The sequence below is a fragment of the Mesorhizobium sp. M1307 genome (assembly GCF_040318155.1).
Lineage (GTDB): Bacteria > Pseudomonadota > Alphaproteobacteria > Rhizobiales > Rhizobiaceae > Mesorhizobium.
Genome location: NZ_JAMYLR010000056.1, coordinates 1 through 14050 on the forward strand (window position 1 = coordinate 1; position 14050 = coordinate 14050).

Sequence of the window (14050 nt, forward strand, 5' to 3'; positions counted from 1 at the left end):
TCTGCAATCTCTTCTCTCCAACAGAATGCAGAAATTACTTCGCAGCCGCAGGGTATGGACTCACATGAAAGTCCGCCGCTCTAGTACTTCATATGGCGCGCCGGCAAGCGGACTCTGCTCACCGGCAGCAACGCAGCTTGAATTGGCAGATCGACGAGTGTGGGGAAAGGCGGTAGCGCTCTACCGACTCGATCCCCCGAACACGTTTGATGCCGCTAATCCTTGCCGCTCATCAGCTCAGAAAGTAGGCGCCTGCTGGGAAGGACGGGTCAGGCGCGAAGCCTCGTTTGATTCCCTCGCGACCGCCCAGCTTCGAGCATCCGACGTGAGATTGCTTCCTTTTGCTGTCGCAGGTGATCGCTTCAGCAGCTTGTTGCGCGTGATGTAGCCTGCGTTAACCCCCGGGATCGAGTGGTTCATCAGAAGATGGACGTCCAACTCCGCAACGCCTGCAGCCTGGGCGATTGTCCGGAAAGTCTGCCGCAGGTCATTCCCCATTTCGACAGATCGCTGCGTTTCTCCTTGTGCTCGATGACGTGACCGCGTTCGCTCTCTGATGGCAAATCAACCTCGGCAGCATCGCCGCCCGGCTTGCGCGTCGACGCGCGAGGGTCAATGCCGTTGGCGATCTTGCCGAGAATGTCCTTGGCCTTCGCCCGCGCCGCGCGCGTTGTGAGTTCTCCGACTTCGGCAACCTTCATTCGGACGGAAAGGCGCCGCCCCGCCTTCCTTCGCTCACCCTGAACAACGAATGTCTTTTGCCGTTTGCCCACGAGCACCATGAAGCCCGGCAGATCGGTGTCTCGGGCAAAATATTGGTCTGAGGACGCCGGCTCGAGGCTTGCGACGGCGCGGTCTGTAAGGGCGAGTCGAAGGTCTGTCGTGAAATTAGTACGGGATTAGTACGGCAATTGCGTCGTGCTGCATCTGGCTGAATCTGTTGGTTTGTCTACGCCATCATAGCCGCTCAATACGAAAACAACAACAACTTGAATATGTTAGCGGCAGCGCAATCGTACAGCGGCCTGCATTTGGAAACAAAGGAAAGGCCGTCTGACAAATTCCTAATCTGTAGGTCACAGGTTCGATTCCTGTCGGGATCACCACGCTTTTTCAAGTACTTCGCGCGAAATTGCCGCCATACTTTTTCTGAGGAATAGTACGGCGAATTTCTGCAGATCCTATGGTTCTGGCACGATCAGCGCCGCACGACCGGAAGTTGGAGAGTTCTTTGGAATGAAATCCAAGCCGCAATGCAGTCAGCGCTCCAAATCCGTTGCATTGCCTTTGCCACCAAGGCGGCAGTCAGCACCGCTGGCGTTTCGACGCAGACCAGGACCATGGAGTGCAGTCACCTGGCCAATGTTTCGGCTTGAGAAGCAGGGACGGAAGCCGCACCGAGCTTCGTATAAGCCGAAGGAACGCCGCGTTGACTAGCCGATAACCCACTAAAACCGTGGATTTATTGAAACCGCACGAGCATATTACGGGTCGGGCGCGCAGTGGTTGAAAATGCTTGCGTCGCGCTATGTCATTTGCATGCTGCGCCGTTTCTTTCTCTGTCGTTCGTGGCGCTGGCATGCTGATCCCTCAAAAAGGATGTGTCATTAGTTTTCAGTTTTTGAGCCCGGCGGTGGGCCTATCGTTTGTCCGCTTGCCGAACAGGGAGGAAGACAATGGACGGAGAATCGCATTCCAAATCAAGGCGAAGCTTTCTGAAGTCGAGCGGACTTGTCGCCGGGCTGACGGCGACGACGGTTACCGCTCCCTGGGTTCGAAGGGCAGGAGCCGCTGACACAATCATCTGGAAAATTCAAACCTCGTGGCCGGCTGGCGTCGGACTTGAAACTTTCCAGAGCTGGTGTGGGACCATCAAGGAAAAGACCGGAGGCCAACTCGAATTTCAGCCGTTCAAGGCAAAGGACATCGTTGGTGACTTCGAACTCCTCGACGGGGTGAAGAACGGCGTTCTGGAAGCGATGAACTCGTTTTCACTTTACTGGGCCGGTAAGCTTCCCGCTGCGGCGTTCCTCTCCTCTTACACGATGGGGCTACGCTATCCGCACGAATGGGACATCTTTTTCTATTCGAAAGGTGGTCTGCAGGCCGCGCGCGACCTTTATGCGAAACAAGGTCTTTACTACGTCAACCGCATTCATCACGGCCCGAACATCATCCACTCAAAGACACCGATCCGCTCGATCGAGGATTTCAGAGACCTGAAGCTGCGCGTACCTGGCGGCATGATCGCCGAGACATTCGCAAAAGCCGGCGCCAAGACGACGCTGCTGCCGGGCGGCGAGGTGTTCTCCGCGCTGGAGAAAGGCACGATCGATGCAGCCGACTACACTGGGCCGGCGGTAAACTGGGCGCTCGGGTTCCAGCAGGTGACCAAGTACATTTCCATGGGCCCAGCCGGTCTGATGTCCGTATACCAGCCCGTCGACCTGATGGACTTTGCCGTCAACATGAATGTCTGGAACCAACTCCCGGACAACCTCAAGAAGTTCGTGGAAGACGAAATCCAAGTCTATTCCAATGTCCATTTCGGGGCCATCCAGAAGGCCGACATGGAGGCCTGGCAGAAATTCCTGGATGCCGGCATTGAAATCAATCGGCTTGGACCGGAGGACCTCCAGAAGTTCCAGGAAATCGCGGTGCCAATCTGGTTCGAGTGGGCCAACAAGGATAAGGACGCGGCGCGCATCTTCAAACTGCAGCTTGAGGTGATGGAGAACCCGACCGTCGGTTACGTTACGCCGGACATGTATCAGGGATTGTCGATCAACCTCTGAGGCTCTCCGCGCCCGTCCTGTCCGGGCGGGCGCACTCTCCTGCAAGAGGCAGTCGCCGATGCCCTCACTCACATTTGTGCTGCCGCACTGGCTATACTGGTCAAGCCTCGTGCTTTTCCCGCTCGTTGCGGTCTTCCTTGTCCATCGCGAGCGGGCACAGCGCGATGCCGGCCGTCCAAATCTCTTTCTTGCTTACCTGTTCCTGGTCACTGCAGGCTTCCTCGGCATGCACCGGTTTTATCTGAAGAGCAGGTGGGGATTCATTTTTATCCCGCTGTTCATTGCAGTGCTTTGGACGAGCGCCCAGGTACGCGACGGACGTGAGGCAGTGTCGCTCGCGCGATCCCAGAGCGAACACGCCGAAAGGCTGTTGCCGCGTGCCAAGGCAGATGTAGCAGCCAGCAAAGAAGGCGCTGCCAATCGCCTGGCGAAAGCTGAGGCAGACGCCACGGTGGCGCGCGATAATCTGAGCGCCGCCGCCCATGGGCTCGAGCGCGCCAACAGCATCGGCCGAATTGCCGGACTTCTGCTTGGTCTCGCTCTCGCAGGCGACGCCCTTCTAATACCCGGTCTTGTGCGGCGCGCCCGCACCCGTGAGATCGAGCGCGCCGCGGCCGACCATCCGCTCGTAGTCGATGTGCCAGCCACGCCCGTCAAGCAACCGCTCGCGTTGTTCCAGCCGGTCGACTGGCTGGTACGCGTGACGGGCGAGTTCGTCGCGTATTGGTCGGTTCTCGCAGTGGTGGCGTACTACTACGAAGTGGTGGCCCGTTTTGTTTTCAACTCACCGACCAACTGGGTACATGAAAGCATGTTTCTTATGTTCGGCATCCAGTACATGCTGGCAGGCGCCTATGCCTACCGTGACGAAACGCATGTCAGGGTAGACATCGTCTACAGCCATCTCTCCGAACGCGGTCGTGCTGTCTGCGACATCATCACCTCGGCCTTCTTCTTCTTGTTCACCGGCACCATGCTGGTCACAGGATGGCGATTTGCGAGCGATGCCACGGCGGTTGGCGAACGCTCATTCACCGAATGGGGCATCCAATACTGGCCGGTAAAGCTCGCGATCCCCATCGGGGCAGCGCTCCTGTTGCTTCAGGGCCTATCCCGGCTGATGCGAGACATCGCCACTGCATTTGGAAGGGTCGGCTGAGCGATGGGCCTCGAGCTTCCGATCCTGTGGCTCAGCATATTGATGTTCGGGGGTCTGGGCGTACTTTTGCTGCTCGGATTACCGATGGCCTTTTGCACCGGCAGCCTTGCCGTGCTTTTCCTCTTTCTGTTCGGCAATTCGGCCATGCTGAACATGCTGCCGTCTCGGGTCTTCCCGTTCATGACGGATTATCAGCTCTCGGCGGTGCCGCTTTTCATCTTCATGGCCGCGATTCTCGAGAAGGCGGGCATCATCGAGGAGCTGTTCGATGTCGTCTACAAATGGCTGGGCGGACTCAAAGGCGGGCTCGCATCGGCCACGGTGATCTCCTGCACGCTGCTGGCCGCGATGGTCGGTGTCGTCGGGGCAACGGAAGTGACGATGGGCATGATCGCGCTCCCGGCCATGCTGCGCCGCAACTACGACGCCAAGCTCGCCTGCGGCTCGCTTCTTGCTGGCGGGACCCTTGGCATTCTCATACCCCCTTCCGTCATGGCGATCGTCTATGCCGTCGTGGCGCAGCAGTCGCTGGGCGAGCTTTTGATCGGGTCGGTATTTCCCGGGCTGCTGCTGTCCGGGATGTATGTCGCCTACGTGACGGCGCGCTGTTACATCGACCCCAAACTCGGCCCGGCGTTGCCGCCGAACGAGCGCATTGACTTCGCCCAAAAACTCAAGCTTTTGCGCCGGACGTTCATGCCGATACTGCTGATCCTGCTTGTGCTCGGGGTCATCTTCATGGGCATTGCCACGCCGGTCGAAGCCGCCGGCATCGGTACGTTCGGGGCTTTCATCGTCTGCGCCGCACATCGGCGCCTGACCTGGGACACGATCCGGGAGGCCTGTGTCGCGACGCTCAAGGCCACGGCGATGGTCATGTGGATATTCTTCGGCGCCACCATGTTCGTCGGTTTCTTTATCCTGAAAGGTGGGCAGAACTTCGTAGCCGAATCGATACTCGGAACAGGCTTGGCGCCTTACGGCGTTCTTGTTCTGATGATGATCATTCTGTTCGTCCTGGGCATGTTTCTGGACTGGGTGGGCATTCTCCTTCTCACCGTACCGATATTTCTGCCCATCCTAAAGCCACTCGAATTCGGCGGCACGTTTGGGCTAGCCGGTGTGGCTCCTGAAGACGTGCCACTGTGGTATGGTGTCATTTTCATGGTCAACATGCAGATGGCGTTCCTTAGCCCGCCTTTCGGCTATTCGCTGTTCTATCTGAAGAGCGTTGCGCCGCCGGAGATCTCGATGGCGACGATCTTTCGATCCGCAGTCCCCTTCTTGTGCCTGCAGGCGATCGGAGTGGGACTATGCATCGTGTTCCCCTCAATCGTCGTCTGGCTCCCGAAGGTCATGTACGGAGGCAATTGACCACATTTGCGGCTTGCCGACACCGAGGATCAGTCGAATTTGATAGCTTTTCACTTGAACGGCGTCACCTTTTTGCCTTCCTTTGCGCGTCGTCATGAGATCGCTTCTTGAAACAATCCTGCCTGCGAGTGCGGGTATATCGCACTCGACCAGTCTTGGTTATCTCGCCTACGCCGCCCCGGGAATGCCGCCCCATCTGTCCTTGCCGAGATGGCCAAGGAACCCGCCGCCGATCAGATCGTTTCGCGATAGATCAACCGGACGAGGAGAGACATGCTCGAAATTCTGCATGCTCACAATCGCGGGACACTGAACACGGGCCGGCTCTGCCAGTTCGGGGCTTGGCGCGATGCTGCGTGACGATGCTGCGTGACGTCGATTATGTCCTGCAAAAACTCGACTGGATGCGCGGCGAAGGCATCTGGCCCAACGGCTTGCGATATCTGTGGACCGATGCATTCGGGGTCGTGCTCTACGTCTCGCTTTATGCGGAAACTGGCGAAGAGCGCTGGCTGGGCGAAGCCGAGCGGCTGGTGGCCGATGTCGAGCGTGTGCTCGGCCGCCGGCGCGGACTGAGGATCGGCGAAGCGGGCGATCGCGACGGGCCAGTATTTCCACTATCTGGCGATGTGGCTGTTCGCCCTGGCGCGTCTCGGCGATCTGAAGCCGGAATACCGCAAGCGCGGCATTACGCTGGCGCGGGACATTCACCCGGCGTTTGTGGTCCCCGGCCGCGGCGTGTTCTGGAAGATGCAGGAGGATTTGAGCGGTCCTTACCCCGGCTACGGCCTCGGCAGCATGGATGCCTATGACGGCTACGTCTCTTACCGAATGCTCGACGACGAGGAACTGGCGCCCGAGATCGCGCAGATGCGTGACCTGATGGAGCGCGATTGGCGCAGCCTCGACATCGACCAGGACCTCGGCCTCGGCATGATGCTGTGGCTCGCCCATTTCTTTCCCGACGAGCCGTGGGCCGAGGCCCAGACGAGGCGTTCGCTGCGAACCCTGGAAACGATGTGGGTCGACCCGCCCGGTTATTTCAGCCGCGCGCCATGGCTGCGCGATACCAAGTTCGCCTTCACCAATTACGGCGTTTCGCTCGGCCTGCAGGCCGCCGGTATCTGGCCGGGGCGTGTCGATAGGCTGAACGCCTTCTTCGAGGACTGGCGCTCCGGCGACGAATACGACCGCGAGGCGATCACCTGGGTGATGGCCTGCAGCTCGCATCTTCCCGGTGCTTTTCTGACCCGGGGTGGCGAGAGAACGATTGAAACCGACGAACCTCGGGAACGTTCCTCTGCCGGCGCGGTTGTCGATGAAAGTGCATCGAAAAGCAAAAGCAAGGAACGCGGTTGAAATGGCCACTCTCTTGGGAAAACCGGGGAGCTGTTGGGTGGCGACGGCCACCTCCACGAACTATCCCCAGCTCGAAGGTTTGGTCCGTGCGGACGCCGTTGTCGTGGGGGCTGGAATCGTCGGGCTGACGACGGCGCTTCGGCTTTGCGAGACGGGCCGGTCGGTGATCGTCTTGGAAGGCTTGCGGACAGGTGGCCAGGTGACCGGCCGCTCGACGGCCAAGATCACCACGCAGCATGCGCTGATCTATCGTCATCTCATTGACAGCGTAGGCCGGGACCTGGCGCGGACCTATGCCGATGCGAATTCCGCCGGCGCCCGACAAATCCGCGACTGGGTTAACAACTACGCTATCGCCTGCGATCTCGAGAGCAAGGACGCCTATACCTTCACCTGCAGTGAAAGCCGGCGCGCGGAGGTCGCGGCCGAGGCGGAGGCCGCGCGCCAGGTCGGGCTAGAGGCCGAGATCCTCGACCACGCGCCGCTGCCTTTCGAAACGGCCGCCGCGCTACGGTTTTCTGACCAGGCGCAGTTCAATCCGGCGATGTATCTGGTTGGCCTGGCGGAAGCGGTGACGGCCCGTGGCGGTCGGATCTTCGAAAACAGCCGCGCCACCTCGATCGACGAGGCAAGCCGCTGGCGCGTTGCCACCGATGGCGGCGCCGTTGATGCCGGGCATGTCGTCGTCGCCACCAACATGACGGTGAAGAGCCCCGTCGGCATGGCGAACCGGACGCAACCGCGCTGCCACACCGCCATGGCCTTTCGGATCGATGATCCCCTCCCTGTCGACGGCATGTTCATCGGCATCGACGACCCGACGCATTCCGTCCGGACGGGCCGTGATGCCGAAGGTCCACTGCTGGTCACGCTCGGCCCCAAGTTCAACACCGGCTGGGACGGCGACGTGGCCAAGCGGTTCGTCGAACTGGAAAACTGGGCAAGAAAGAACCTTCCGGTCGGCGACGTCGCGTGGCGCTGGTGCAATGAGGATTATGATACGGCCGACAGGATTCCATATGCCGGCGAGCCCGATCCCGCCAAGGCCGCCGGCTTCCACATTGCCACGGGCTTCAACGCCTGGGGCATCACCAACGGGACGGCCGTGGGCGCGATGATCGCCGACCTGATCTGCGGCCGCCCGAGCCCTTGGCAAAAACTCTACGATCCGGCCCGGCCCTATCCCGAGGACTTCCACAAGAACGGCCGCAGTCAATCGATCGTCTCGAGCACCCACGACATTGCGCCTGGCACGGGTGGCGTGATCGTCAGGGGAGACGAAAAGATTGCGGCGTGGAGAGACACCGAAGGCCGCACTCCAGGCGGTTTCGGCCATTTGCACCCACAAGGGCTGCACCGTAACCTGGAACAATGCGGACCACACCTGGGATTGTCCCTGCCACGGCTCGATCTTCGCGGCCGACGGTTCGGTCATCCACGGCCCTGCCCGAAAACCGCTTGCCCAGATTACATTGTGAAGGCGGCGACCGACGCCGCCCGCGTCAGGCCGGCCGTTCGTAGGTTCCGACCAGCTCCGTCTCCTCCAATGCGTGTTTCTGGGCTTGCTTCCAGACCTGATGCACGCCCGCCTGTCCTGGTACGCTGAGGCTCGGCACATCGAGCGCGGCCAGCAGGAAGTGGTAATGGTGGATGCCGTGCCCTGCAGGCGGCTGCGGACCATCGTAATACGCATTGCCGAAATCGTTGGTGCCTTGCCTGAGTGCCGACGGGCCGGGCTTGCCGTCTTCGGCCTCGGCTAGTCCCCCGGCATCCGGCGGGATGTTGAACACCGCCCAGTGCCCGAAAATCCCGCTTGGTGCATCGGGATCCCGCACGACAAGAACAAGGCTCTTGGTACCATCCGGGACACCGGACCACTTCAGCGGCGGCGAGACGTTCTGGCCGTCACGCGCATATTTTTCGGGAATTCTTCCGCCTGCCCGGAACGCCGGGCTGATAAGGGTGAGTGGCATTGCTATTTCCCCAAGGAGGTTGCGACCGAGAAGCCCGCGCCTGCGCCGTTCACGCCGCTTGCTGAGCTTCGGCGACGCGTCTTATCTCGCCTGGCAGGGATTCCCAGACCTTGTGCATCTGTCCTTCTCCGACGTGATGGGCGAGCACCTTGGACACGACCCTGAATGCATCCTTGGAATCGACCGGACGGGTAAATTCCAGCTCCGCCTTGATCTTGGCCAGAAACTCGTCGAGCGACCGCATCTTTCGGGAGCTTTGGAAGGCTGATATTGGTCATAGAAGGCGCCGCGCACCAGGATCGGCAGCTGCGAGCCGAGGTGGGCTGCAAGATCCGGCTGCATACGGTCGCGCAGGGCGTGCAGCACCGCTCCGAGAACGTGCCAGGCGACCTGCCGATCCGGTCCAATCTCGTCCATGATCTCGTCGAGCCAGATGTTTGTGGTCTGCTGTGTCTTGTCGAATACGTCGAGTCCGGTGGCATTCATCGAAATCCTCCTTTCGTTCAAATCCGACTAGGTGATGTGACCAAACAGCCGTACCTGCCCGTTGTTCCCCGATGCGCATGTCCTGATGCGCATTTATTGTCGGAGGTCCCGTCATGAGGGAATTCGGGCCGGCTTTTTTGCCGCTGTTTTTCGACCACCTTTCTTGGCTGGCACCCGGAACATCCTCATGGGTGGACGAGTTTTGTTTGCCCGTGGCCGATCACATGGCGACGAGTGATGCAGACACAAAAAACAGGAGAAGAACCATGGCACATCACGATTTGGCGCCCCGGACGCCATCGCGCAGCCTCTACCCATCCGCGCGCGACCCGCTCACGTCATTTCACCGGCAGATCGACCGCCTGTTCGACGACTTCTTCGCGCCGATGGCCGAAGCGACTACGGCCGGCGATCTTTGGCCGAGCGTCGACGTACATGAAACAGACCAAGCCTATAAGGTCACCGCCGAATTGCCGGGGCTCGAGCAGAAGGACGTTGAGCTCAAGCTGCGCGAAAACACCCTCTTTATTACGGGCGAGAAGCGTTCGGAGCACAAGGAAGGCGAAGGCGGCCGCACCTACAGCGAACGCAGTTATGGCCGGTTTCAGCGGACCATCCCGCTGGAAGCGGAGATCGATGCCGACAAGGTGCAGGCCACTTTCAGGAACGGCATTTTGGCTGTCGAGCTTCCGAAGAACCCCGCTGCAAAGGACAAGACACGCCGCATAGAAGTGAAAGCGCGATAGTTGCCAAACTGAAGGCTGCCTGAGCAGGCGGCGTTCAGCCCAGATGGAGAAGAACGGCGAGCACGGCGGCAACCGCCCAGGCGAGCGTCTAGCGCCGGGGATCGTCCGTTGCCTCGGAAACGCCTTCGAGAGCGATTTTGGCGGCTTCCTTATCGGTCCGCCCGAGGTCGGCCAGGGCAATGACGCCGACGAGGCGCTTGTCGTGATTGATCACCGGAAGACGACGCACCTGATGCTTGGCCATGATCTTCGCCGCATCGGTGATATCGGCGTCATCGAAGCACCAATAGACATGCTCGGACATGACCTCGCGAACGGTCGTGTTGCCGGCTGAGCGCTCCTCGGCGACGCCGCGCATCACGATGTCGCGGTCTGTCACCATGCCGACCAGCCTGTCATTCTCGCCGACCGGAAGGGCGCCGAGATTGTCGGCCCGCATTTTCCGGGCGGCATCCCTGATTGTCGTGTTCGGGCCGACCAGTTCGGTCCGACGGCTCATGATCTCCTGAACTTGCATGGGATATTCCTTTCCCTGATTGCTGAGGCAACAAGTCGCCAGACGGACCTGTTGCCACGCATCGCTAGATTGCCAGCTGGCCGGACGAGGCATGTACGGATCACTATCTTCGATCTTCCCGATCCGCGCTGAGGCGCGTGCCGGTGCCGGCACCTCGCGATCGAAACTATTCTTGGAACGTCCAGGCAGCGAGCGAGTTCCAAAATGGTACCGGTGCCGCAGCCATCCCACGGAATGTGGACGCAGGCTGGTGAAAAAACATCCACCGGGAAAACAGATGCACGCGGATTGAAGGTCATGGCTATCATCTTTTCAGATCGCCGCGAGGCCGGGCGGCAACTCGCCGGGGAACTCGTTCGCTTTGCCGGCCGCGACGATGTGATCGTATTGGCGCTGCCCCGAGGCGGCGTGCCGGTCGGCTACGAGGTCGCGCAGGCACTCAAGGCACCGCTCGACGTCTTCGTCGTGCGCAAGCTCGGCGTCCCCGGTCACGAGGAACTGGCCATGGGGGCGATCGCGCCCTCAGGTGTACGTGTCCTGAACGACGAAATCGTCAACGGTCTCGCGATCCCGCCACATGTCATCGACGCGGTCGCTGCAAAGGAGGAAAAAGAGCTTCTGCGCCGCGAGCACCTCTATAGGGACGGGCGACCCCCACCGCAGTTGAATGGACGAACCATTATCCTCGTGGATGACGGGCTTGCGACCGGATCGACCATGCGGGCCGGGATCAAGGCGCTGCGAAAAAACCACGCCGCCCATATTGTCGCGGCCGTTCCCGTCGGTAGCCCCGACACTTGCGACACGATGCGGGCGGACGCCGACGAGGTCGTTTGCGCGACGACACCAGAGCCGTTGCTGGGTGTCGGGCGCTGGTACGTGGATTTCTCGCAGACGAGCGATGAAGAGGTCCGCGCGCTCCTCGCCAGGTCCGTGCCCAAGCCTGCGGCTTCCGACAAGCCTGCCGCTTCCGAAGAGGAATTGGCTGGGCGCGCGAGCGCGGGTCCGGCGCCTGGCACCAGATCGACATAGCGGAGGTGGATATGGACCGGGATAGCGAGCACGTCGTGCATGTTCCCGCGGGACTTGTCGCGCTTGAGGGCAATCTTTCGTTGCCCCCGGCTGCTCGCGGCCTTGTGCTCTTCGCCCATGGCAGCGGAAGCAGCCGCCACAGCCCGCGCAACCGCTACGTGGCCGAAAGGCTGAACGAGGCGAACCTCGCCACCTTCCTCATCGACCTGTTGACGGCCGAAGAGGAGCGGATCGACCAGGTCACGGCCGAGTTGCGCTTCAATATCGGACTGCTCGCCGACCGGCTGGTCGGCGTCACGGATTGGCTCGGCGCCTCGCCGGAAACGTCGGGGTTGCGTCTTGGCTATTTCGGCGCGAGCACGGGCGCCGGTGCCGCCCTGGTGGCGGCGGCCGAGCGGCCCGACCAGGCCGCGGCCGTAGTTTCGCGTGGTGGCCGGCCCGATCTTGCAGCGCACGCCCTGCCGCGCGTCCGGGCGCCGACCTTGCTCGTCGTCGGAGGCGCGGACACGCAAGTGATCGCACTCAACCGCTCGGCGCTGGCGGCGCTCCGCAGCCAGAAGGAGCTCGCCATCGTCCCTGGCGCGACACATCTGTTCGAGGAGCCTGGCGCCCTGGACGAAGTCGCGGGTCTGGCGAGCCGATGGTTCTTGCGCCATCTGGTTTCGGACAGATCGGCGTCAACGTCCTGACGGCTGGGGCTTGGATCACCAGTGCCGGGATCATTTGCGTCCTCAACGCGTTATGATCCTCATAAGACCGCGCGCAGCTGCAACCCGAATGGCTGTCGCAACCCGTATGTGGGAGAAAGACAATGCCAGACAAGAAAACCATCGAGAAGGCCCGAAAGGACAAGCGCGAGGGCAAATCGCCGAGCACACAGGCCGGCGAGTTCGTGCACGAGGAGATCGATAAAATCCGCCGCGGCGAGCACGGCGCGCGCTCGACCCAGCAGGCCATCGCCATCGGGCTTTCCGAGGCAAGACGCGCAGGCGTAGACCTGCCCCCGCCCAAAAAGGGCAAGGTGAAGGAGAGCACGCGCAAAAGCGCCGAATACGCCTATGAGGCCGGCCAGGGTGAACGCACGCCGAAACGCCGCCCGCGGGTCTCGAAAGCCGTCTCCAAGGTGCTCGAGCACGAGCCGAAGAGCACGGCGTCGCACGAGGCGCTGGCGCAGCAGGCCAAGCGTGCGGCCTCGCGCCGGACGGCTGAGGAGCGCTCGGCCGCCGCCAAGAAGGCCGCCGAGACGAAAGGCGCCAGCGGAAGGAAGGCGGCGGCGCAGAAGGCCGCCAGAACGCGCGCACACCACGCATAAGTTCAAAGACGGCAGTTCGCCCCCTGGAAATCCGATATGGCCCAAACGACCGGTATCGAGCTCTGCCCGGGCAGCGCGGGACAACGCCGCTGCCCAAGGCGAACCAGAGCCTGCATCTGCGGGACAACATCGACTTCGAAATCACCGCTGACGACACGGTGGCGCTGAACGAGCAATACTCGTCGCTCGCGACGCTGCCTGACGCGTGACACCGACCGGAGGTACTCGGCGGCAAGGGCAGCGGGAGACCGGTCAGGAAAGCGCAGCCTGTTTCTTGAGCATGATGCGTATCGCCAATAACGCGGAGAACTCTGATCATGACCTCAGCTGCCAGCACGACAATGCCGCGAGCCACCATTCAGACGAGACATATCGCTTTGCTCGGCGCGCCCTCTAATCTTGGGCTGATGCCGCAGGAGGGTGAGCCGGAGCCCGGCGTGTGGAAGGCGCCGGAGGCACTTCAATCGCTTGGTCTCGCCGACCGTTTGGGCGCCGGTCCGTTGCGCTCGGTTCGGGCTCCGCTTTATCGGCCTGAGGTGGATCCTGCGACGGGCGTGCGCAATGCCCAGGCCCTGCGCCAGTATTCCAAGATGCTTGCCGAAGCGGTCGACGAGGAGCTGAACTCGGGAGGGTTCCTGCTCATGCTCGGCGGCGATTGCAGTGTGTTGCTTGGCCCTGCGCTCGCGCTACGGCGTCGTGGCCGCTACGGCCTTATCTTCTTCGATGGGCACACCGATTTCAAATTGCCGGATACCTCGCCGTCAAAGGGAGCCGCGGGCATGGATTTGGCCTTCGTAACCGGTCATGGCCCGACGCTCCTGACCGATTTCGGCGAGCACACTCCTTTGGTCCGTGAGGCCGACGTAGTCGCGTTTGGCTATCGCGATGTGCAGGACCCCGCGACTTACACGTCCAAGGCCATCTTCGACACCGATGTTCACCGGATGGATTTGGCTGAAGTGCGGCGGCGCGGCATCGCCGATGCGGCACGGATAGCGCTTGACGCGGTCGCAGGGCACGACGTCGAGGGTGTATTCGTTCACTTCGATGTCGACGTGCTGGACAGCGAGATCATGTCGGCTGTCGATTCGCCGGAGGCCGGCGGTGTCTTGCCCGACGAAGCTGTCGAAGCCCTTCGCACATGGTGCAACGATCCACGCGTGATTGGGATGGAGGTGACGATCTATGATCCCGACCGCGATCCGGATCGTCGCTGCGGCAAGCTGCTGATCGACATTCTGGTCGCTTCCCTTCGCGGCCGGTAGACCAATGGGAGTCCTGCACTTGTGCACGAACG

Annotated in this window: 13 protein-coding genes and 3 pseudogenes; 11 read left to right on the forward strand and 5 right to left on the reverse strand. The window is 61.3% G+C overall.

The window, feature by feature from the left end:
• Positions 1 to 388, forward strand: a 388-nt coding sequence (locus tag NKH16_RS31735) for a hypothetical protein (protein ID WP_352903465.1), incomplete at its 5' end; no start/stop codon positions are given.
• A 31-nt stretch (positions 389 to 419) separates the two neighbouring features.
• Here NKH16_RS31735 and NKH16_RS31740 read toward each other — a convergent pair.
• A pseudogene (locus NKH16_RS31740) lies at positions 420 to 851 on the reverse strand (integrase arm-type DNA-binding domain-containing protein); the annotation flags it as partial.
• Positions 852 to 1676: 825 nt separating this feature from the next.
• Between NKH16_RS31740 and dctP the strand changes: the two are divergent.
• The 3 genes from dctP to NKH16_RS31755 all read left to right on the forward strand — a co-directional run bounded on the left by dctP (position 1677) and on the right by NKH16_RS31755 (position 5328).
• A complete protein-coding gene (dctP, locus tag NKH16_RS31745) occupies positions 1677 to 2795 on the forward strand; it encodes a TRAP transporter substrate-binding protein DctP (protein ID WP_352747416.1) in 1119 nt (372 codons plus the stop codon).
• A 109-nt stretch (positions 2796 to 2904) separates the two neighbouring features.
• Entirely contained in the window at positions 2905 to 3954 is a 1050-nt protein-coding gene (locus NKH16_RS31750; RefSeq protein WP_352747418.1) for a TRAP transporter small permease subunit, read from the forward strand.
• A gap of 42 nt (positions 3955 to 3996) precedes the next feature.
• A complete protein-coding gene (locus NKH16_RS31755) occupies positions 3997 to 5328 on the forward strand; it encodes a TRAP transporter large permease (RefSeq protein ID WP_352747478.1) in 1332 nt (443 codons plus the stop codon).
• Between the two features lie 168 nt (positions 5329 to 5496).
• On the opposite strand, the gene NKH16_RS31760 is transcribed toward NKH16_RS31755, so the two are convergent.
• Complete coding sequence (locus NKH16_RS31760; RefSeq protein ID WP_352574874.1) at positions 5497 to 5619, reverse strand: hypothetical protein; 123 nt, start codon at positions 5617 to 5619, stop codon at positions 5497 to 5499.
• A 336-nt stretch (positions 5620 to 5955) separates the two neighbouring features.
• On the opposite strand from NKH16_RS31760, the gene NKH16_RS31765 reads away from it, so the two are divergent.
• Positions 5956 to 6687 carry a hypothetical protein gene (locus tag NKH16_RS31765; protein ID WP_352903468.1) on the forward strand — a complete coding sequence of 244 codons (732 nt, stop codon included), beginning with the start codon at positions 5956 to 5958 and terminating at the stop codon, positions 6685 to 6687.
• Position 6688: 1 nt separating this feature from the next.
• A pseudogene (locus NKH16_RS31770) lies at positions 6689 to 8165 on the forward strand (FAD-dependent oxidoreductase).
• Between the two features lie 24 nt (positions 8166 to 8189).
• Here NKH16_RS31770 and NKH16_RS31775 read toward each other — a convergent pair.
• Positions 8190 to 8660: a YbhB/YbcL family Raf kinase inhibitor-like protein gene (locus NKH16_RS31775; RefSeq protein ID WP_352458289.1), complete on the reverse strand. Its 471-nt coding sequence runs from the start codon at positions 8658 to 8660 to the stop codon at positions 8190 to 8192.
• Between the two features lie 49 nt (positions 8661 to 8709).
• Positions 8710 to 9146, reverse strand: a pseudogene (locus tag NKH16_RS31780) (DUF2267 domain-containing protein).
• Between the two features lie 113 nt (positions 9147 to 9259).
• On the opposite strand from NKH16_RS31780, the gene NKH16_RS31785 reads away from it, so the two are divergent.
• Positions 9260 to 9892: an Hsp20/alpha crystallin family protein gene (locus tag NKH16_RS31785; RefSeq protein ID WP_352747426.1), complete on the forward strand. Its 633-nt coding sequence runs from the start codon at positions 9260 to 9262 to the stop codon at positions 9890 to 9892.
• Positions 9893 to 9980: 88 nt separating this feature from the next.
• Here NKH16_RS31785 and NKH16_RS31790 read toward each other — a convergent pair whose 3' ends face one another.
• The gene (locus NKH16_RS31790) at positions 9981 to 10391 is read right to left on the reverse strand and encodes a CBS domain-containing protein (RefSeq protein ID WP_352458287.1); all 411 of its coding nucleotides are present in this window, start codon (positions 10389 to 10391) and stop codon (positions 9981 to 9983) included.
• A 222-nt stretch (positions 10392 to 10613) separates the two neighbouring features.
• Between NKH16_RS31790 and NKH16_RS31795 the strand changes: the two genes are divergently transcribed.
• From NKH16_RS31795 to NKH16_RS31810, 4 genes are all read left to right on the forward strand, one after another.
• Positions 10614 to 11441, forward strand: a complete 828-nt coding sequence (locus NKH16_RS31795) for a phosphoribosyltransferase (protein WP_352747428.1) — start codon at positions 10614 to 10616, stop codon at positions 11439 to 11441.
• Between the two features lie 11 nt (positions 11442 to 11452).
• A complete protein-coding gene (locus tag NKH16_RS31800; protein WP_352875303.1) occupies positions 11453 to 12130 on the forward strand; it encodes a dienelactone hydrolase family protein in 678 nt (225 codons plus the stop codon).
• A 122-nt stretch (positions 12131 to 12252) separates the two neighbouring features.
• On the forward strand, positions 12253 to 12753 hold the full coding sequence (locus tag NKH16_RS31805; RefSeq protein WP_023678569.1) for a DUF6496 domain-containing protein: 501 nt from the start codon (positions 12253 to 12255) through the stop codon (positions 12751 to 12753).
• A gap of 377 nt (positions 12754 to 13130) precedes the next feature.
• Positions 13131 to 14018 carry an arginase family protein gene (locus tag NKH16_RS31810; RefSeq protein WP_352875302.1) on the forward strand — a complete coding sequence of 296 codons (888 nt, stop codon included), beginning with the start codon at positions 13131 to 13133 and terminating at the stop codon, positions 14016 to 14018.
• The last annotated feature ends 32 nt before the right edge of the window (positions 14019 to 14050 follow it).